The organism is Cereibacter johrii (assembly GCF_001720585.1).
Taxonomy (GTDB): Bacteria; Pseudomonadota; Alphaproteobacteria; order Rhodobacterales; family Rhodobacteraceae; genus Cereibacter_A; species Cereibacter_A johrii.
On sequence record NZ_MABH01000147.1, the window covers coordinates 20,439 to 38,802 of the forward strand.

The window sequence follows — 18,364 nt, forward strand, 5'->3', positions numbered from 1 at the left end:
GCAGGTCAGAAGAACGACAGGAGTTCGACAAGGAGACATACTTACGGCAGGAGGCCCGTCCCATCTGGATGGGACGGCCTTCGGCGCGCCCCGCGCGTCAGACGCGGACGGCCGGCGCGGTCCGGCCTGCCCGGACCGGCGGCGGCGGCAGGCTCTGGCCCAGATGCCGCGCGAACCAGGCCGCCGTCTCGGGCAGGCCCTCGGACAAAGGGATCTGCGGCTCCCATCCAAGCAGCCGCTTCGCCCGCCCGATGTCCGGCCGCCGCCGGCGCGGATCGTCCTCGGGCAGCGGCCTGTGAACGACACCCGCGGCCGTGGGCACGAGGGTCTGCACCAGCGCCGCCAGCTCGGCGATGGTGAATTCCCCCGGATTGCCGAGGTTGACCGCGCCGTCGGGCGTCTCCTCGGCCTCCATCAGGGCCATGAGGCCCGCCACGAGATCCGAGACATAGCAGAAGGAGCGCGTCTGCTCGCCCGTGCCATAGACCGTCAGCGGCTCGCCCCGAAGCGCCTGCACGAGCAGGTTCGACACGATCCGCCCGTCATCGGGACGCATGTGCGGCCCGTAGGTGTTGAAGATGCGCGCCACCCGCACGTCCGCCCGTCCGCGGCGGCTGTAGTCGAAGCAGAGCGTCTCGGCCGCGCGCTTGCCCTCGTCGTAGCAGGCGCGCGAGCCGGTGCAGCTCACGTTGCCGCGGTAGTCCTCGGGCTGCGGATGGACCTCGGGATCGCCGTAGACTTCCGAGGTCGAGGCCTGCAGGAAACGCGCGCCATGGGCCTCGGCCAGCGCCAGCAGGTTCCCTGTGCCCACCACGTTCGTCATCATCGTGTGGACAGGGTCGGCCTGATACTGGGGCGGCGAGGCGGGGCTTGCGAGATTGTAGACCCGCTCGACCGTCTCGCTCAGCCGGATCGGCTCGATCACATCCTGCCGGATGAGGCGGAACTCGCGGAAGTTGCAGAGCGCCTGCACATTCTCCATCGAGCCGGTCAGGAAGCTGTCGAGGCAGAGCACGCGATGGCCCTGCCGCAGCAGCGCCTCGCAGAGATGCGAGCCGACGAAGCCCGCGCCCCCGGCCACGAGGATGGTGTTCTGTGCGGTTCTCTTGAGCATGAAAGCCTCCGTTGTCCCGGCGCTACCTGCGCCCCGTCACCGCCTACTGTCCTGCGGCGTCTCAGGCCGCCGCCGCCCGCAGATCCCGCAGCGCCGCCGCCAGCTCGCGGGCACGGGCCCGGCCCGTGTGCTGGGCGAGCACCCGCCGCTGGGCGCCGAAGCCTATGGCGCGCCGCGTCTCCTCGCCCATCGTGCCGAGGATCCCGACCACCTCCTCCGTGCCCTGTGCGATGCAGATCGCCTCTCCGTCCGGCAGAAGCTCGTCCAGCCCGCGCCAGGCGTCCGAGATGACGGGCGTGGCACAGGCCGCGGCCTCGAAGAGCCGCACCGAAGGCGACCAGCCCATCCGGCGCATGGCCGCCCGGGTCACGTTCAGCGTGAACCGCTGGCGGCTGTAGAAGGCCGCGTGATCGGACGGGGGCAGATGCTCGATCCGCTCGACATTGGCCGGCCAGTCGATCCCGGCCGGATAGGAGGGCCCCGCCACCACGAAGCGCCGGGCGGGCATCCGCCGGGCGGGCTCGATCAGCAGCGCCTCGAGCGTGGGCTGCCGGTCGGGGCTGAAGGTGCCGAGATAGCCCAGATCCCACTCCGGCACCCCCGGCACGGGGCGGTAGCGCTCGGGATCGACCGAGCAATAGAGCGCACGGGCCGCACGCGCCCCGCGCACCTGCTCGAGATGATCGAGCACCTCGCCCCCCGAGAAGGAGAAATAGAGGTCGAAGAGCGGCACCTGCCGGGCCGCGAGGAACTCCTCCTGCCCCTCGTCGAGGAGGCTCATCGTGACCGGCGTGTCGATGTCGTAGAAGGCGAAGAGCCTCGGGCGCAGCGCCGCCACCGCATCGATCACCGCGCGCCCCTCGGGAACGTAGGAGCCGACGATGACGGCATCCGCCGCGCGGATCCGCTCGGCCCAAGGGCCGGTGAGATCCGCGACCGAGCGATAGAGGGCCAGCCGGCAGAAGTCGGGCTCGGGCAGGTCGCGGTTCTCGGCATACCAGGGCACGTCGCGCTCGAGGAAGAGCGTGCGGTGCCCCTCTTCGGCCAGTCCGCGTAGGAGGGCGCGGTAGGTGGTGGCATGGCCGTTCCCCCAGGAGGAGGAGAGCGAAAGGCCGATGATGACGATGTCGAGACTCATTCCGCCGCCTCCATCCGCCCCAAATGCCGCTCGAACAAGGCGTGGGCCTGTTCCGCCCGGTGCGCGTAGGTATGTTCCGAGAGCACCCGCCGGAGGGCCGCATCCCCCATCAGCCGCGCGCGCTCGTGGCCCACGCTGCGCAGGAGGTCGGCCACATCCTGCCCGTCGCGCGCGACCAGCACCTCCCGCTCGGGCGCAAGGAACAGCTCGATCCCCTCCCAGGCGTCGGTGACGAGGCAGGCACCCGCGCCCGCCGCCTCGAAGACGCGCGTGGCGGGCGAGAAGCCGTTGGCCGCCATGCTGTCCCGCGCGATGTTGAGCACCATCCGCGGGGAGCCGTTCAGCGCATTGTGGTCTGCCGTGCCGACATGGCCCAGACGATGGACGTTCGGCGGGAAGGCGCGGTCGTGCCAGCCCGAGCCCCCGAGAAGGAAGCGCGCCTCCGGCACCTCGCGGGCCGGACGGGTGAAGAATTCCTCCACGCGCGCGTCGCGGTCCGGCAGCCTGTTGCCGAGGAAGGCCAGATCGCCCACGAACCGGTCCTGCGGCGCCACCGGATGATGCGTCTCGGGATCGAGCGCGTTGTAAATCGGCACGCAGTCCCTCGCCCCGAGCGCGCGGTAGGCCGCCACGACCGGATCGCCGCCGCCGTAGGTCAGCACGAGATCGAGCGATCCCAGAGCCTGCCGCAGCGGATGGTCGGGCGCCGCCTGCATCTCGGCCAGCGTCGCGGGCGCGTCCACGTCCCAGAAGACGCGCAGCGCATCGGGCCGCGCGGCGCGCAGCACCTCGGCCAGAAGGAGGTCGTCCTCGTAGCCCACGCCCGAGCATTTCACCACGATGTCGGCCTGCCCCGCCTCGGCCGCGGCCCGCTTCAGCGCCTCGGGCGTGCCGTCATAGACCACCACCCGGCACCAGTCGGGCGGGTCGATGTCGCGGTTCTTCTGCCGGTCGTAGACGTCGGGCTCGTAGAAGGTCACGCGGTAGCCCCGCCCGGCCAGCGCCCGGATCATGCCGCGATAGTAGGTGGCGGCCCCGTTCCAGTAGGCCGAGACGAGGCTCGATCCGTAAAAGGCAATGCTGCGCATCAGGCCACCTCCGCCCGGTCGGCCGGCAGGCCCAGTTCGGAGACGATGGACAGCAGCTCATCCACGCGGTGCCGGCAGGTGTGGCGCGCCCGGATGGTGGCGAGCCCGTGTTCCGCCAGCGCCTCCGCGAGGTCGCGGTCGTGCAGGACGGCGCGCAGGTGGCGCTCCATCTCGGCGCCGTCGCGGGCCACGAGATAGTCCGTCCCGGTGCGGAAAAGGCCCTCGGCATCCGACCAGGGCGCGGAGACGAGCGGGATGCCGCAGGCCAGCGCCTCGAACACCCGGATCGTGGGAATGCCCGGCAGCGCCTCGACGTAAGGCCTGCGCGGAACATGCATCGTCACCCTGTGGCGACCGAAGGCGGCAGGCACCTCGGCATTGGGGATCCATCCCCGGTAGGAGATGCCCGCACCGGCCAGCCGCACCAGCGCCTCGGCCGGATAGCGCACGCCGCGCACCGTGGTGCGCAGGCCCAGCCGCCCGGCAGGCTCGATCAGGAATTCGGACAGTTCCGCGCTGCGTTCGCCGTCGCCCCAGTTGCCGATCCAGATCAGGTCGCCCTCGATCTGGGAGGGTATCGGGCGGAAGAGCGTATCGTCGGCCGCCTCGTGCCAGGTGAAGACCTGCCGCCCCCAGCCCGCGGCGAGGTAGGTCTCGCGCAGGGTCTCGCCGAAGGCCAGCACCCCGTCATAGCCCGAGAGGTCGAGCCCGCCGATCTCGCCGCCGGCGCTGACGGCGCGATGATGCGTATCGTGGAAGAGAAGCAGGAACCGCCCGCCCGCGGCCCGTGCACGGCCGATGCGCGAGACGAGCGCGGGCTCCGTCCATTCGTGCACCACCACCACGTCGGCGTCGGCGAGCGCCGCCTCGTGATCGAAGCCCGGCCCATAGGTCTCGACCGGCAGATCCGGGAAGGTGCGGGCGAAGGCCGTCTCGGCTGCCACGCCCTGATCGGCCAGAAGGTTCTGGCGGCTCCAGCCCCCTTGCGGCTCGAGCGCCCGTGCCGCGTGGCCGCGGTGGATCAGGTCGCGCATCACGCCGCGCAGGAAATGGGCATTGCCGTGGTTCCAGTCGGAGACGAGCGAATGGGTGTAGAACAGGACCTTCATGTCACCTCGCGGCGCGGAGAGTTTCGGGAATGGGGCAGAGCTCGGCATAGAGGGCGGCCATGGCGCGCGCCTGCCGCTCGGGCGTGTAGGAGGCGGCGCGGGCCTGCGCGGCCTGCCCCAGCGTGCGGCGACGGGCCGGGTCGCGGATGAGCCGGTTGACCGCCTCGGCCAGCGCCATCGGATCCTCGGGCGGGAAGAAGACGGCCGCCCCGTCCCAGAGTTCGCGGAAGGTGGGGATGTCCGACAGGACGAGCGGCAGCCCGCCCCGCGCGGCCTCGAGGACGGCCAGACCGAAGGGCTCGTAGCGCGAGGGCGAGACGAAGATCGAGGCCTCGCCCATCAGCTCGAGCACCTCGGCATGGCTGATCTCGCCCCGGGCCTCGGCCGCGCGGATCGCCACGGCCTGTCCCTTCGGCGAGGCGGCGGCGCCGGCCATCACCACCGGCCAGTCGATGAGCGGGGCCGCCGCATCGAGAACGGCGGCATTCTTGCCCTCGTCCCACCAGCGCCCCGCCGACAGCACCATCGGCCGCGCCATCCGTCGCGCGGGGGGCGCGGCGCGGCTGGCATTGGCCACCACCCGCACCTCCGGCAGCGGACCGTAGGACCGCGCCATCAGATCGGCCTGCGCACGGGTGGGCGTCACCACCACATCGGCCGCGGCAAGGCCCTGCCGGTTCAGCCGCCGCTGCCAGAGCCAGCCCGCGGGCAGCACACCGTCGCGCACCGCCGCAAACCAGGTCACGACGCAGGAATGCGAGACCGCCAGCACCGGCACCGGCACCGACAGGCCCGCCGCCTGCGACGGCAGATTCAGGTGGATGAGATCGACCCGATGCCGGCGGGCGACGCCCGCGATCATCTTCGGCACCGCCGCGAGCTCGGATTCGCCGCCCCCCAGCCAGTCGAGCGGCGCCTCGCACCAGTCGAGCGGGCCCAGCGCCTCGGCCTCGCGCCGCTGCGCCGCGGAGGGCTCGGGGCCGAAGCCCGCGAAGACCACGTCCACCTGCCCCCGCAGCCCCGCCGCGAGATCCATCGCGTAGCGCCAGACCCCGCCCACGGCATCGACCGTCATGAGGATGGTCAGCCGCGCCCCGCTCATGCGGATCTCCGCGCACGCAGCGGTTCGGCCTCTGCCGCCGACGCACCGCCGACCCGGTGTTCGGCCAGCCACGCGGCGAGCCCGGCGAGACCTTCGCGCCAGCCGACGGTCGGCGCCCAGCCGATCGCCGCCCCCAGCGCCCGGGTGTCGGCCACGAACCAGAGCTGGTCGCCCTGCCGCCAATCCTCTTCGGTCACCGTGACCGGACCGCCCGTCAGGTGCCCGATCTCCTCCAGCACCTGCCGCAGGCTCACCGCATTGCCGGGCCCGCCGCCCAGATTGAAGGCCTGCGAGCGGACACGCCCGGCGCTCACCTCCGCCATCAGCCGCCGGTAGGCCACGACCGCATCGCTCACATGCAGCACGTCGCGCACCTGCCGCCCGTCGCCGAAGACCGAGATCCCCTTACCCTTCAGCGCCCGGATCAGGAAATGGGCGACCCAGCCCTGATCCTCGGTGCCGAACTGGCGCGGCCCGTAGATGCAGGACATGCGCAGCACCGCCGTCGGCAGCCCGAAGCTCTTGGCATAGTCGATCACATACTGGTCGGCCACGCCCTTCGAACAGCCGTAGGGCGTGCAGAAATCGAGCGGCCGCCCCTCTCCGATCCCGTGGGCGAGGATCTCCGGATCGGCCGGCACATGGCGCTCGCCCGGCTGCATTTCCAGATCCTCGAGCGCACCGTAGACCTTGTTCGTGCTGGCAAAGAGGAGCGGCACCGGACGCCCCGTCGCGCGGATCGCCTCGAGCAGGTTCAGCGTGCCGCGGGCATTGATCTCGAAATCGGCGACCGGGCTTTCGAGGCTCGTCGTCACCGCCGTCTGCCCCGCGAGATGATAGACCGCCGCCGCATCGCGGGCGGCATCGGCCATGGCGCGCTCGTCGCGCAGATCCGCGATCACCGGATGCAGCCGCTCGCCGTGGCGCGCCTTCAGCCAGCGGAGATTGTCCTCCACTCCCGCCCGCCCGAGATTGTCGAGCAGGATCACCTCCTCGCCGTCCGACAGGAGCGCATCGGCGAGGTTCGAGCCGATGAAGCCCGCGCCGCCCGTGATGACCGCAGGCCGCACCGCCCGCGAGAGCGAGGGCGCGCAGAGCCCGGCCATCGACCGCACGCCCTCCACCCCCTCCCCGCTCAGGAGCCGCGCGAGGAGCTTGGGCTTGCCCGCTTCGTCCACCGCGCCCATGTGGTAGTGGCGCGGATCGAACCAGAGCCCCTCCTGCACCGGCACGTCGCGCGGCAGGTCGCGCCATCCGTACCAGTACATCCGGTCGGCCGGCGCCTTCAGCGCCCCCGCAAAGCGCCGCGTCTGCTCCAGCTCGTCGTTGCGCCAAGTGGAATAGCCGGTCTCGGTGATCCAGATCTCGCAATCGGGATTGTGCCGGTCGAGAATGGCCCGCATCTCGCCCAGATGCAGGTCCCATCCGCCCCAGGTGCTCTCCTCGCTGTCCCAGGTGCCGGGGAAGCCATGGAAGCCCGCGGCCGCGCATTGCGCGAGCACGCCGCGCTCGCCCATCAGGTCGAGCCAGAGCGGATCGAACGGACAAGGCCCGCCCAGGACGGGCTTCCAGCCGCGTTCGCGCACCCACCAGGCGGCCCCGCCCACCATCTCGCAGAAGAGCAGGAAATCGCTGTCCAGCCGCCAGTCCCAGTCGAGCAGGTTGTTGGGCTCGTTCCAGAGCTCGACATGCGAGAAATGCCGCCCGTAGCGCGTCAGCGCATGGTCGACGAAATCGGCGTAGGATTTCAGCTCGTGCGGCGGGCCCGAGCTGCGGCCCGTGCGCGACAGCGAGGGCGGCGTGTAATGGATGCAGGGCAACAGGTCGATCTCGCGGCCGAGCCGCGGGATCAGCCAGTCGAACCAGTCCGAGCCGCCGGGCGTCACATAGTCGGCCCAGCTCAGATGCGTGCGCAGATAGCGCGCGCCGCTGGTGGCCAGACCTTCGAGCGCCTCCTCGACCCGGTCGTGATCGCCCGGGCGGAACCATTCGACGAAGCCGAAGTCGCGGCTCATGTCACGAGCCCCCGCTCCTCGAGCTGGCGCCGCATGTCGGCGCCGCGGTCCTCGGCCGCGGTGCCCGCCACCCAGGCCACGAAATCGCCGAGCGAATCCTCGAGCCGGTGGCGCGGCTCGAAGCTCAGGATCGCCCGCGCCTTGGAGATGTCGGCGAAACAGTTGCGGATATCGCCCGACCGGGCCCGGTTGAGGATCTCGGGCGCGATCTCGGGCCGCCCCATCGCTTCGGCCAGAAGGCGCGCCACGCCGGCGATCGTATAGGCCGAGCCGGACCCCACGTTGATGACCTCGCCCGCCGCGTCCGGCGTCTCGAGCGCCAGCCGGAAGGCGCGGGCCACGTCGCGCACATGGACGAAATCGCGCTTCTGCTCGCCATCCTCGAAGATCGTCGGCCGCTCGCCGTTGGCCAGCCGCGCGGCGAAGTTCGCGAGCACCCCGGTATAGGGGTTCGACAGCGCCTGCCCCGCGCCGAAGACGTTGAAGAGCCGGAGCGCCACGGCATCGACCCCGTAGGCCTCGCCATGGATCAGCACCGCCTGCTCCTGCACATATTTGGTGAGCGCGTAGATCGAGGCCAGATCCACCCGCTTCTCCTCGTCGGTGGGCACGGCCATCAGGGACCGGCCGTCCGCATCCACGGGGTTCCAGCGCGCGGCGCGGATGTCGGCGGCCTTGCGCCGGACCTTTTCCAGCCGCGAGCCGTCCTCGCGGGCATAGTGTCCCTCGCCATAGACGCTCATCGACGAGGCCACGACGATCCGCGACACCGGCTGATCGATCAGCGCCTCGAGCAGCACCGCCGTGCCGAGGTCGTTCGCGCCGACATAGCGCGCGATTTCGTACATGGACTGCCCGACGCCCACCTCGGCCGCCAGATGCAGCACCGCGTCGCAGTCCTTCAGCGCCGGGCGGAGCCGGTCGGCGTCGCGCATGTCGCCGCGCACGAGCTCGGCCCCCTCGGGCAGCTCGGCCGACGCACCGCCATGCACCTGGTCGATCAGCGCATCGTAGAGACGCACCTCATAGCCGTGCGCCAGCAGTTCCTCGGCCACATGCCGGCCGATGAAACCGCAGCCGCCTGTGATGAGTATCCTCGCCATGAGAAGATCCTGAAGTTGTCAATGATGCTGTAGATGAACCCCGGAACCGGGGGATCGCGGGAATGTTCCGACGCGGCCGGAGATTGGGCGCGATACCGGCAGCCCTCCGCCATCGGCCCTTCGCGCGGACGTGCCGAACTTCCGGGGCTTGGCTCAGGAACAGAATGCCGCCCGCGGGGTTCCGGGCCGGATCCCGAAGAAGATCATGCCGAGAGTATCCAAAGACCGGAGGACCCATGAATGTCTCCCTGACGCCGGCCCGCGAACGGCCCGCCGGCACCCAGTCCATGCGCGCGGCACGGTTGATCGGCCCCGGCCGGATCGAGATCGTCTCCCTGCCCCTGCCGGAGCCCGGACCGGGCGAGGTGCGCATCGCCGTCGAGGCCTGCGGCGTCTGCGCCTCGAACCTCGGACCATGGGCGGGGCCGGACTGGATGACCTATCCGACCGAGCCGGGCGGCATGGGCCACGAGGGCTGGGGCATCGTCGAGGCGCTGGGACCGGACGTGACGGGCGTCACGGTGGGCGAGCGCGCGGCCTTTCTCGGCCAGCGCAGCTACGCAAGCCACGAGATCGTGCCGGCGACCCATCTCGTGCCCCTGCCCGAGGGCACCGCCTTCCCGGCCGAGCCCGTGGCCTGCGCGCTGAACATCTTCCGCCGCTCGGGCATCGGGCGCGGCGACCGGGTGGCCATCGTGGGCGTGGGCTTCCTCGGCGCGCTCCTCACCCGGCTGGCGGCGGATGCGGGCGCCGAGGTGATCGCCATCTCCCGGCGCGAGGAGACGCTGGCGCTCGCCCGCCGCATGGGCGCTGCCCGCACGGTGCCGATGATCGACCACCACGAGATCATCGACGAGGTGCGCGAGCTGACGAACGGCTCCTTCTGCGAGGTGGTGATCGAGGCCGTGGGCAAGCAGTGGCCGCTCGATCTGGCTGGAGAGCTGGTGGCCGAGGGCGGGCGGCTCGTGATCGCGGGCTATCATCAGGACGGGCCGCGGCAGGTGAACATGCAGCAGTGGAACTGGCGCGGGATCGACGTGGTGAACGCCCACGAGCGGCGCCCCGAGACCTATCTCCGCGGCATGCGCGAGGCGGTCGAGGCGGTGCAGAAGGGCTGGCTCGACCTCTCGGGCCTCCTCACCCACAGCTATCCGCTCGAGGATCTGGCCGCGGCGCTCGATGCCACGCGCGACAAGCCCGAGGGCTTCGTGAAGGCGGTGGTGAGATGCAGCTGAGCCTGCCCGTCCGCACCCGCCCGCGTCTGGCCTTTGTGGGTCTGGGCTGGATCGGCCGCGCCCGGATGGAGGCTTTGGCCCGCACCGGCCGGGCCGAGATCGTGGCGCTGGCCGATCCCGACGCTGCAGCCATAGCCCGCGCGCAGGAGCTTGCCCCCGACGCCGTCGCGGCGGGCTCGCTGGCCGAGGCGCTCACGCATCGGCCCGACGGGGTGGTGATCGCCACGCCGAGCGCCCGCCATGCCGCCGAAACGCTGGCCGCACTCGAGGCGGGCTGCGCGGTCTTCTGCCAGAAGCCGCTCGGGCGCAGCGCCGACGAGGTGCGCGCGGTGGTGGGCGCGGCCGCGCGGGCCGACCGGCTGCTCGGTGTCGATCTCTCCTATCGGTTGACAGCCGCAACTTCCGCGATCCGGCCGCTCGTGGCCTCCGGCGAGCTTGGCCGGGTCTTCGCGATCGATCTGACGTTCCACAACGCCTACGGCCCCGACAAGCCCTGGTTCTACGACCGCGCCCTGTCGGGCGGGGGCTGCGTCATGGATCTGGGCGTGCATCTGGTCGATCTCGCCCTCTGGTCGCTCGACTGGCCCGAGGTGACGCGCGTCGAGGCGCAGATGCTGGCGGGCGGGCGCCCGGCCGCGGCCCACGAGGTCGAGGATTATGCCGTGGCCACGCTGCAGACCGCCTCCGGCTGCGTGATCCGGCTCGCCTGCTCGTGGAAGCTTCAGGCGGGGCGCGAGGCGGTGATCGAGGCGCAGTTCCACGGCACCGAGGGCGGCGCGGCCCTCACCAACGTCGGCGGCTCCTTCTACGATTTCGCCGCCCACCGCCATCGCGGCACCGCGAGCGAGCCCCTGACCGCGCCCCCCGACGACTGGGGCGGGCGGGCGCTCTTCGATTGGGCGGACCGGCTGGCAGCGGGACAGGGGTTCGATCCCGAGGCGCGTCATCTCGTGACGCTGCACGAGGTGCTCGACCGTATCCATGCCGCCGGAACCCGCGCCCCCGCAGGCGGTTGATGCCCCATGGCACCGCGCAGCTACTGGAAGGGCTATCTGAAACTGTCGCTCGTCACCTGCCCGGTGACGCTGATGCCCGCAACCTCGGAGGCCGAGCGGGTGCGCTTCCGCACGCTGAACGGCAAGACCGGCCATCCGGTCGTCAGCCGTTACCTCGATGCGGAAACGGGGGATGTGGTCGACGATGAGGACCAGGTGAAGGGCTATCCCCGCAGCGAGACCGAGCATGTGATCCTCGAGGAAGAGGAACTCGACGCGGTGGCTCTCGAGAGCGCGCGGACGATCGACATCGACTGTTTCGTGCCCTCCGACGAGATCGCCTGGATCTGGTACGACCGCCCGCACTATCTGATGCCCGCCGATCCGATCGGCGAGGAGGCCTTCGCCGTGATCCGCGAGGCGATGCGGGCCACCGACCGTTCGGGGGTGGCCCGGCTGGTGCTGGGCGGGCGCGAGCGCGCCGTCCTCCTCATGCCGCGGGGCGAGGGGATCATCCTCTGGACGCTGCGGTATGGCGACGAGGTGCGCCCCGAGGAGGCCTATTTCGGCGATATCGCGGCCGGGAAGCCCGAGGCGAAGGCGCTGACGCTCGTCAAGCGCCTGATCGAGGAGCGGACGCGGACGTGGGAGCCCGGCATGGTCGAGGATCCGGTGCAGGAGAACCTGCTCGAGCTGGTCCGGTCGAAGAAGCCGAAGAAGCGCACCCGCAAGGGCAGCGCGAAGGCGCCCAAGGGCGGCGACAATGTGGTGAGCATCATGGACGCGCTGCGCAAGAGCATCGAGGGCAAGGGCTGAGCCCTGCTCCGGCCGAGCCTCGCGACCCGCCCGCCGGTCCGGGCCGCGGCAGCGCCGCCCGCGGGGGTTCGATGCCCCCGCGGGCGGCACCCCCTTCCGGTCTCAGCCCGCCTTCCGACGCTGGGGCCGCCCGGTCGCAGCCACGCTCTCGCGCAGGGCGGCCATGAGGTCGGAAGGCTCCTGCGCCTTCTTCGGCGCGGCCTTCCGCTTCGGCTTCCGCCCCTCGAGCTTGGCCTTCACCAGCTCGGCCAGCGCCGCATCGTAGCGGTCGTCGAAGGCCGCGGGATCGAACGTCCCGGCCTTCGTGCCGATGATATGCTTGGCAAGCTCCAGCATCTCGCCCTTCACCTTCAGTTTCGGGATCTCCGAGAAGGCCTCGGCCGAGGAGCGCACCTCATAGTCGAAATTCAGCGTGTTCGCGATCAGCCCCGCCCCGTGCGGGCGCACCATCACCGTCCGCAGCCGCCGGAACAGCACGGTCCGCGCCAGCGCGGCGGCCTTGCGCGCCCGCATCCCCTCGCGGATCAGCGCGAAGGCTTCCAGCGCCGCATCCCCCGCGGGGGTGAGATAATAGGGCTTGTCGAAATAGGCGCCATCGACCTCGCGGCAGGGCACGAAGGCATCGATGCGCAGGCATTTGTCGCTGTCGGGAATGGTGGCCGCGATCTCGTCGGGGGCGATCTGCACGAATTCGTCGGGCGCCACCTCATAGCCCTTCACCTGGTCCTCGCGCGGGACCGGCTTGCCGCTCACCGCATCGACGAACTCGCGCCGCACGCGGTTGCCGGTCTTGCGGTTGACCGTGTGGAAGCTCACCCGGTCCGAGGTCGAGGCCGCGGCATGGAGCGCCACGGCACAGCTCACCTGCCCCACCGCCAGCCAGCCCTTCCAGATCGCTCTCGGCATCAGAGACCTCCCTCGCGCGCCTGCCGCAGCCGCGCCGCGACCCGGGCGCGCCGCTTCCTTGACCGCAGCGGAGGAAGCCCGGACGGGGGGCGATTGTTCCGCGACGGAAGGCAGGGTTTTCGCTAAGAATCCGCCCCGGCCCCTGCCGTCTCATGATAGGCTTGGGACATGTTGACGCACCCCACTCCCCGATCCGGCTACAGCCGCGCCGAGCGCCTCTCGGATGCGGCGGTCCATGTCTCGGGCATCGCCGCGGCTCTCTGCGGCGTGCCCGTCCTCATCGCGCTGACGGTGCTATGGCGCGGCGACGGGATGGCTGTCGCGGGCGCCTCGATCTACGGGGCCACGCTCCTGCTCATGATCCTCTGCTCGGCCGTCTACCACATGGTGCCGCACCCGGACTGGACGGGGCTCCTGCGGCGCCTCGACCATTCCGCCATCTATTGCAAGATCGCGGGCACCTACTCGGCCTTCACCCTGATCTCGGGGCAAGGTCTCACGCTCTTGGCCGGGATCTGGGCCGCGGCCCTCTGCGGCACGGCGCTGAAGCTCCATTCGCCCGAGAAATACCGGTGGGTCGCGCTGGCGCTCTATCTCGGGATGGGCTGGGCGGGGGTCGCGCTCGGCTGGCCGCTCTTCGCCTCGCTGACCGGCCCGGTGCTGGCGCTGATCGCGGTGGGCGGGCTGCTCTACACGGTGGGCGTCGTCTTCTTCCTGTGCGAACGCTTGCCCTTCCATACCACGATCTGGCATCTCTTCGTCCTGACGGCGAGCGTGATCTTCTACGCCGCGGTGATGATCCATGTGGCCGGCACGGCGGCCGACTGAGAGGGCCAGGTGCAGGACGATCCCCATGAGCTGAAGCGGTTTCTGGCCGCGCAGATGCCTGTCTTCGACGCGGCGGTGAAGGAGCTGCGCGCCGGGCGCAAGGAGAGCCACTGGATGTGGTTCGTCTTCCCGCAGCTGCGCGGCCTCGGCCGGTCCGAGACGGCGGAGCGCTACGGCATCGCCTCGATGGAGGAAGCGCGCGCCTATCTCGCCCATCCGGTGCTGGGCAAGCGGCTGGAGTTCGCGACCGAGACGGTGCTCTCGGTCGATCCGCCCTCGCTGCATACGCTCTTCGGGTCGCCGGACGATCTGAAGTTCCACTCCTCGATGAGCCTCTTCGACGCGGCGGACGGCAGCGCCCATTCCGTCTTCCGCGCGGCCCTCGGCCGCTGGTTTGGCGGCAGGCCCGACGAGGGCACCGCGCGCATCCTCGGCCTCCGAACCGGGCTCTGACCGCCCGGGGCGGGCCCCTGCCCCTGCCCCGCCTCAGGCCGCGGCGGCCGCGCGCTTGCGGTCGTAGGAGGAGGGGATCCCCAGCGTCTCGCGATATTTGGTGACGGTGCGCCGGGCCAGAACCGCGCCCGCGAGCTTCGCCTGCTTCACGATCGCATCGTCCGAGAAGGGCTTCGTGCGGTCCTCGCCCGCGATGATGTCGCGCACGAGCGCCATCAGCGCATCCTGCGACTGCGGCGCCTCGGGCCCGTCCGAGGCGACCGAGCGGCTGAAGAAGGCGCGCAGCGGGATCAGCCCGCGCGGCGTCTCGATCAGCCGCGTGGCGGTGGCGCGGCTGATGGTCGAGGGATGGAGGTCGAGCTCCAGCGCCACCTCCTCCATCGACAGCGGCCGGAGCGCGCGCGGCCCCTGATCGAGGAATTCGGCCTGATGGCGCACGAGGCAGACGGCGGTGCGCAGGAGCGTGGCCTGCCGCCGCTCGACCGCCCGCTCCAGCCAGCGCGCCTGCGAGCGGGCACGGGCGAGCCAGGCGTCAGCCTGCCGGTCGCCGGTGTCGTCCGTCTCGGTCACCCGGATGCGGGGCAGCTGCGCGCGGGTGAGTTCGACCTCCCAGCCCTCCGGGCCGCGCAGCACGCGCACGTCGGGCGGCTGGATCGGCGTGCGGTCGGCCGCGAAGGCCTCGCCCGGCTTGGGGCTCAGGCTGCGGATCAGCGCCAGATTTTCGCGGACATGGTCGGGCTCGCAGTCGCAGCGGCGGGCGAGCTCGGCGATCCGCCCCTCGGCCAGAAGCGGCAGATGGTCGAGCATCGTGCGCAGCTCCCAGGTCAGAAGCCCCAGATCCTCGAGCTGCAGCGCGAGGCACTCGGCCAGCGACCGGGCGAAGAGGCCCGCAGGCTCGAAGGCCTGCAACCGCTCGAGGATGACGAGCGCCTCTTCCTCCTCCACCTCGGCTGCGGCGGCGATCTCGGAGACCGGCTGGCCGAGCCAGCCCGAGGGCTCCAGCGCCTCGGCGAAGGCCAGGGCCGTGCGCCGGTCGCCCGGATCGAAGAAGGCCAGATCGATCTGCGCCTCGACATGGGCCAGAAGGCTCGGCGGCTGGCCCTCGACGGTGGCGAAGGCATCGCGGTCCAGCGCCGCCTGGATCCCGCGCGAGGGCAGCGCGGGGGCGACCGAGGCCCCCTCGGGCACGCGCACCTCGAGGCAGGGATTTTCCAGCGCCTGCGCCGTCAGATAGTCGGCGAGATCCGCGTTGCTCATCTGCAGGATCCGCAGCGACTCCTGCATCCGCTGGGTCATGGCCAGCTGGGTCGTCTGACGCTGGAACTGCATCATGTCCATGGGCGCACCCTAGCACAGCTTCCTGAGTCCTGACTGCGCACGGGGTCGCAGCCTCGCCTGGGTCATGCGGCAGGGGCCCCCTCGGGGCCCCGGCCCGGGGCGCGTCAGTCCTCGACCACCGACAGGCCCGAGAGCGGCACGAAGGCGCGCGCGGGCCTGGCGAAGACCTTGAACACCTTCTGCTCGAGGGGCGAGCTGTCCACGAAGTCGGTATAGGCCCGCGAGAGCGCGTCGCGCGCGGCGGCGCGGGCCTCTGCCGGGTCCAGCGCCGCGAAATCGACGGCGGCGAGATACTGGCCCAGCCGCTTCATGATATGGAGGCGCGCGACCTGCACCACCTCCGGCCGGTAGGGATGGTCGAGCGCGTCGAAGATCTCCTCGGCAGAGGACAGTCGCTTCAGCTCCTCGAGCACGGCGGTTCCCGGGGTCATCTCTGTCTCCTCAACGGGCGGTTTCGGTTAGGGCGGCAAGGAGCGCCGCAAGATCCTCGGGCGCGGCCGCGCGCTTGGCGGTGGCCGCCCAGTCGCGCAGCGCGGGCATCAGGGCCGCAAGCGTCGCCGCGTCGGAGGGAAGCCCCGCCTCGGCCAGCGCCCGGGCGAGCCCCGCGGCCGAGGAATGCTTGCCGATGGCGATGCGGTGGCTGCGGCCGAACCGCTCGGGGCGCAGGTCCGCGCTCTCGTAGGTGGCGCGGTCCTTCATCAGCCCGTCGACATGGATGCCGCATTCATGGGTGAAGACCCCTTCGCCCACGATGGGCTTCTGCGGCGAGAGCGGACGGCCCGAGGCGCGGGCCACCAGCTCCGAGAGGGCGCAGAGCTGGCCCAGCGCGATGCCCGGGGCGCGGCCCGCCGCTTCGAGCGCGGCCGCCACCTCCTCGAGCGCGGCGTTGCCCGCCCGCTCGCCCAGCCCGTTCACCGTGACCGACAGGTGCGAGGCCCCGGCGCGCGCGGCGGCAAGGCTGTTCGCCGTCGCCATGCCGAGATCGTTGTGGCCGTGGAACTCGACCGGCAGCGGGCAGCGCGTGACGACGCGGCCCACCAGCTCGTGCGTCGCGAACGGATCGAGCACGCCCAGCGTGTCCGAGATGCGGAAGCGGATCGCGCCCGCCTCGGCCGCGACATGGGCGATCTCGGCCAGGAAGAACGGATCGGCGCGCGAGGCATCCTCGGCCCCGACCGACACCTTGTGCCCGGCCCAGGAGGCGGCGCGGACGAGCTTCTCGACCTTGTCGCGCACCCAGGCCGCGTCCTTGCCGAGCTTGGCGCCGATCTGGCGCTCGGAGACGGGGACGCCGATATGGAGCCGCACGACGCCCGTGCGCTGCGCGGCGGCCAGATCCTCGGCGCGCAGGCGGCACCAGACGACGGGCGCCGCCGCCTTCAGCACCGCCGCCACCGCGCGGATGTCGGACCGCTCCTCCTCGCCCATGGCGGGCACGCCCACCTCGACCTCGGCCACGCCCGCGGCCTGCAGCGCCTCGGCGATGGCCCGCTTCTCGGCGCGGGTGAAGGCCACGCCCGCCGTCTGCTCTCCGTCGCGCAGCGTCGTGTCGCAGAGGGTCACGGGGGCGAGCGGGCTTTCGGGCAGGAAGCTCGCCCGGGGCTGCTGGCGCGACATCACTTCACCTCCTCGGCCCCGAAGGGCGAGAGCGCGCGCAGCTGGTCCACGACGGGCGGCAGCACTTCGAGCAGCCGGTCGATCTCGGCCGCGGTCGTCCAGCGCGAGAGCGAGAAGCGGATCGCGCCATGCGCCGCGGTGAAGGGCACCTTCATGGCGCGGATCACATGGCTCGGCTCCATCGCGCCCGAGGCGCAGGCCGCGCCCGACGAGACGCAGATCCCCGCCCGGTCGAGAAGCATCAGGATCGCCTCGCCCTCGGCGAAGTCGAAGGCCAGGCAGGAGGTGTTGGGCAGCCGGTCGAGCGGATCGCCCAGAACCCGCGCCTTGGGCACACGGGCGAGGATCCCCTGTTCGAGCCGGTCGCGCAGGAGCCGCACCGCACCGTGATCCACGCAAAGCGCCAGCTCTGCCGCGCGGCCGAGGCCCACGATGCCGGGGATGTTCTCGGTGCCCGCGCGATGCCCGCGCTGCTGCCTGCCGCCGCGGATCAGGGGCTGGAACGGCACGCCCCTGCGCAGCCAGAGCGCCCCCACCCCCTTCGGGCCGTGGAACTTGTGCGCGCTGAGCGACAGCATGTCGATGTCGGTTCCGCGCAGCCCGACGGACATCTTGCCCACCGCCTGCACCGCATCGGTGTGAAAGAGCGCCCCCGCCCGATGCGCAAGCTCGGCCAGCCCCTCGACCGGAAAGACCGTGCCCGTCTCGTTGTTGGCCCACATGAGAGAGACCAGCGCCACCCGCGGCGAGAGGGCCGCGCGATAGGCCTCGATGTCGAGACGGCCGTCGCCGTCCACCGGGATGCGGTGCACCGTCACCCCCTCCTGCCGCTCCAGATGATCGCAGAGCGCGAGGACGGCCGCATGCTCGACCGTCGAAGTCACGATCTCGCGGCGCGACGGATCCGCCGCCAGCGCCGAGCGGATCGCCGTCGTGTCGGCCTCGGTGCCGCCGGAGGTGAAGAGGATCTCGCCGTCGGCCTCGGCTCCGAGGAGCTCCAGCACCGCGTGCCGCGCCGCCATCAGGGCGCGGGCGGGGGCGCGCCCCTGCCCGTGCAGCGACGAGGGATTGCCGAACTCCTCGGTCAGGAAGGGCAGCATGGCCTGAAGCGCCTCAGGCGCGAGCCGGGTCGTGGCATTGTTGTCGAGATAGACGCGCTCCATCATCGCGCCCCCGCGATGGAGACGAGCGGCCGCTTCTCCTCGGGGATGACCCGGATCGGCCGGCCCAGCGCATCGGCCAGCCGCTTCTGCAGCCCGCCCAGCGTCAGGGCGGCGAGCTGGCAGCCGGAACAGGCCCCCGTCAGATGGACGCGCACCTTCGAGCCCTCGACCGCGACCAGCGTCACGTCACCCCCGTCGGCCCGCAGCCGCGGCCGCACGCTTTCGATCACCTCGGCGATCAGGCGCGCCTCCTCGGCGGGCGCGAGCGGCACGTCGCGGAAGGCGCGGGGCTGCGAGTCGTGCTTCGGCGCCAGCAGCCTGACCGGGGCCGCGGCCGGAGCGGG

At 71.5% G+C, this 18,364-nt stretch carries 18 protein-coding genes; 5 read left to right on the top strand and 13 right to left on the bottom strand.

The window, feature by feature from the left end:
* Positions 1-97: 97 nt before the first annotated feature.
* From A9O63_RS13075 to A9O63_RS13105, 7 genes are all read right to left on the bottom strand, one after another.
* On the bottom strand, positions 98-1,114 hold the full coding sequence (locus A9O63_RS13075; RefSeq protein WP_069332335.1) for a UDP-glucuronic acid decarboxylase family protein: 1,017 nt from the start codon (positions 1,112-1,114) through the stop codon (positions 98-100).
* A gap of 61 nt (positions 1,115-1,175) precedes the next feature.
* Positions 1,176-2,252, bottom strand: a complete 1,077-nt coding sequence (locus tag A9O63_RS13080) for a CgeB family protein (protein WP_069332336.1) — start codon at positions 2,250-2,252, stop codon at positions 1,176-1,178.
* Complete coding sequence (locus A9O63_RS13085) at positions 2,249-3,340, bottom strand: CgeB family protein (RefSeq protein ID WP_069332337.1); 1,092 nt, start codon at positions 3,338-3,340, stop codon at positions 2,249-2,251. Before A9O63_RS13085 ends, A9O63_RS13080 begins: the two co-directional genes overlap by 4 nt.
* Complete coding sequence (locus A9O63_RS13090) at positions 3,340-4,449, bottom strand: CgeB family protein (protein WP_069332338.1); 1,110 nt, start codon at positions 4,447-4,449, stop codon at positions 3,340-3,342. The genes A9O63_RS13085 and A9O63_RS13090 overlap by 1 nt, the downstream gene beginning before the upstream one ends.
* A gap of 1 nt (position 4,450) precedes the next feature.
* Entirely contained in the window at positions 4,451-5,551 is a 1,101-nt protein-coding gene (locus A9O63_RS13095; RefSeq protein WP_069332339.1) for a glycosyltransferase family 4 protein, read from the bottom strand.
* Entirely contained in the window at positions 5,548-7,566 is a 2,019-nt protein-coding gene (locus tag A9O63_RS13100) for an NAD-dependent epimerase/dehydratase family protein (RefSeq protein ID WP_069332340.1), read from the bottom strand. The genes A9O63_RS13095 and A9O63_RS13100 overlap by 4 nt, the downstream gene beginning before the upstream one ends.
* A complete protein-coding gene (locus A9O63_RS13105; protein ID WP_069332341.1) occupies positions 7,563-8,669 on the bottom strand; it encodes an NAD-dependent epimerase/dehydratase family protein in 1,107 nt (368 codons plus the stop codon). Before A9O63_RS13105 ends, A9O63_RS13100 begins: the two co-directional genes overlap by 4 nt.
* Positions 8,670-8,905: 236 nt before the next feature.
* Here A9O63_RS13105 and A9O63_RS13110 point away from each other — a divergent pair, with 236 nt between their 5' ends.
* From A9O63_RS13110 to ku (A9O63_RS13120), 3 genes are read left to right on the top strand one after another with little or no spacing between them, the layout of a single operon-like run.
* Positions 8,906-9,904 carry an MDR/zinc-dependent alcohol dehydrogenase-like family protein gene (locus tag A9O63_RS13110; RefSeq protein WP_069332342.1) on the top strand — a complete coding sequence of 333 codons (999 nt, stop codon included), beginning with the start codon at positions 8,906-8,908 and terminating at the stop codon, positions 9,902-9,904.
* Positions 9,895-10,920, top strand: a complete 1,026-nt coding sequence (locus A9O63_RS13115) for a Gfo/Idh/MocA family protein (RefSeq protein ID WP_069332343.1) — start codon at positions 9,895-9,897, stop codon at positions 10,918-10,920. The genes A9O63_RS13110 and A9O63_RS13115 overlap by 10 nt, the downstream gene beginning before the upstream one ends.
* A gap of 6 nt (positions 10,921-10,926) precedes the next feature.
* Positions 10,927-11,715 (top strand): non-homologous end joining protein Ku, encoded by a 789-nt coding sequence (gene ku / locus A9O63_RS13120; protein WP_069332344.1) that lies wholly within the window; start codon positions 10,927-10,929, stop codon positions 11,713-11,715.
* Between the two features lie 102 nt (positions 11,716-11,817).
* On the opposite strand, the gene ku (A9O63_RS13125) is transcribed toward ku (A9O63_RS13120), so the two are convergent.
* Entirely contained in the window at positions 11,818-12,621 is an 804-nt protein-coding gene (ku, locus tag A9O63_RS13125; protein ID WP_069332345.1) for a non-homologous end joining protein Ku, read from the bottom strand.
* A gap of 168 nt (positions 12,622-12,789) precedes the next feature.
* Between ku (A9O63_RS13125) and trhA the strand changes: the two genes are divergently transcribed.
* Both trhA and A9O63_RS13135 read left to right on the top strand, forming a co-directional pair.
* Positions 12,790-13,449 (top strand): PAQR family membrane homeostasis protein TrhA, encoded by a 660-nt coding sequence (trhA, locus tag A9O63_RS13130; protein WP_069332346.1) that lies wholly within the window; start codon positions 12,790-12,792, stop codon positions 13,447-13,449.
* Positions 13,450-13,458: 9 nt separating this feature from the next.
* Positions 13,459-13,902: a DUF1810 domain-containing protein gene (locus A9O63_RS13135; RefSeq protein WP_069332347.1), complete on the top strand. Its 444-nt coding sequence runs from the start codon at positions 13,459-13,461 to the stop codon at positions 13,900-13,902.
* 33 nt (positions 13,903-13,935) lie between these two features.
* Here the strand turns inward: A9O63_RS13135 and rpoN are convergent, their stop codons facing one another.
* The 5 genes from rpoN to A9O63_RS13160 all read right to left on the bottom strand — a co-directional run.
* A complete protein-coding gene (gene rpoN, locus A9O63_RS13140; protein WP_069332348.1) occupies positions 13,936-15,240 on the bottom strand; it encodes an RNA polymerase factor sigma-54 in 1,305 nt (434 codons plus the stop codon).
* Between the two features lie 104 nt (positions 15,241-15,344).
* Positions 15,345-15,671 (bottom strand): nitrogenase stabilizing/protective protein NifW, encoded by a 327-nt coding sequence (gene nifW / locus A9O63_RS13145; protein WP_041669646.1) that lies wholly within the window; start codon positions 15,669-15,671, stop codon positions 15,345-15,347.
* A 10-nt stretch (positions 15,672-15,681) separates the two neighbouring features.
* Positions 15,682-16,857, bottom strand: coding sequence for a homocitrate synthase (nifV, locus tag A9O63_RS13150; protein WP_069332349.1), 1,176 nt, complete (start codon positions 16,855-16,857; stop codon positions 15,682-15,684).
* Positions 16,857-18,020: a cysteine desulfurase NifS gene (nifS, locus tag A9O63_RS13155; RefSeq protein WP_069332350.1), complete on the bottom strand. Its 1,164-nt coding sequence runs from the start codon at positions 18,018-18,020 to the stop codon at positions 16,857-16,859. The genes nifV and nifS overlap by 1 nt, the downstream gene beginning before the upstream one ends.
* Positions 18,020-18,364 (bottom strand): NifU family protein (locus A9O63_RS13160; protein WP_205631849.1); only part of this gene is annotated, 345 nt, incomplete at its 5' end. The genes nifS and A9O63_RS13160, both read right to left, overlap by 1 nt.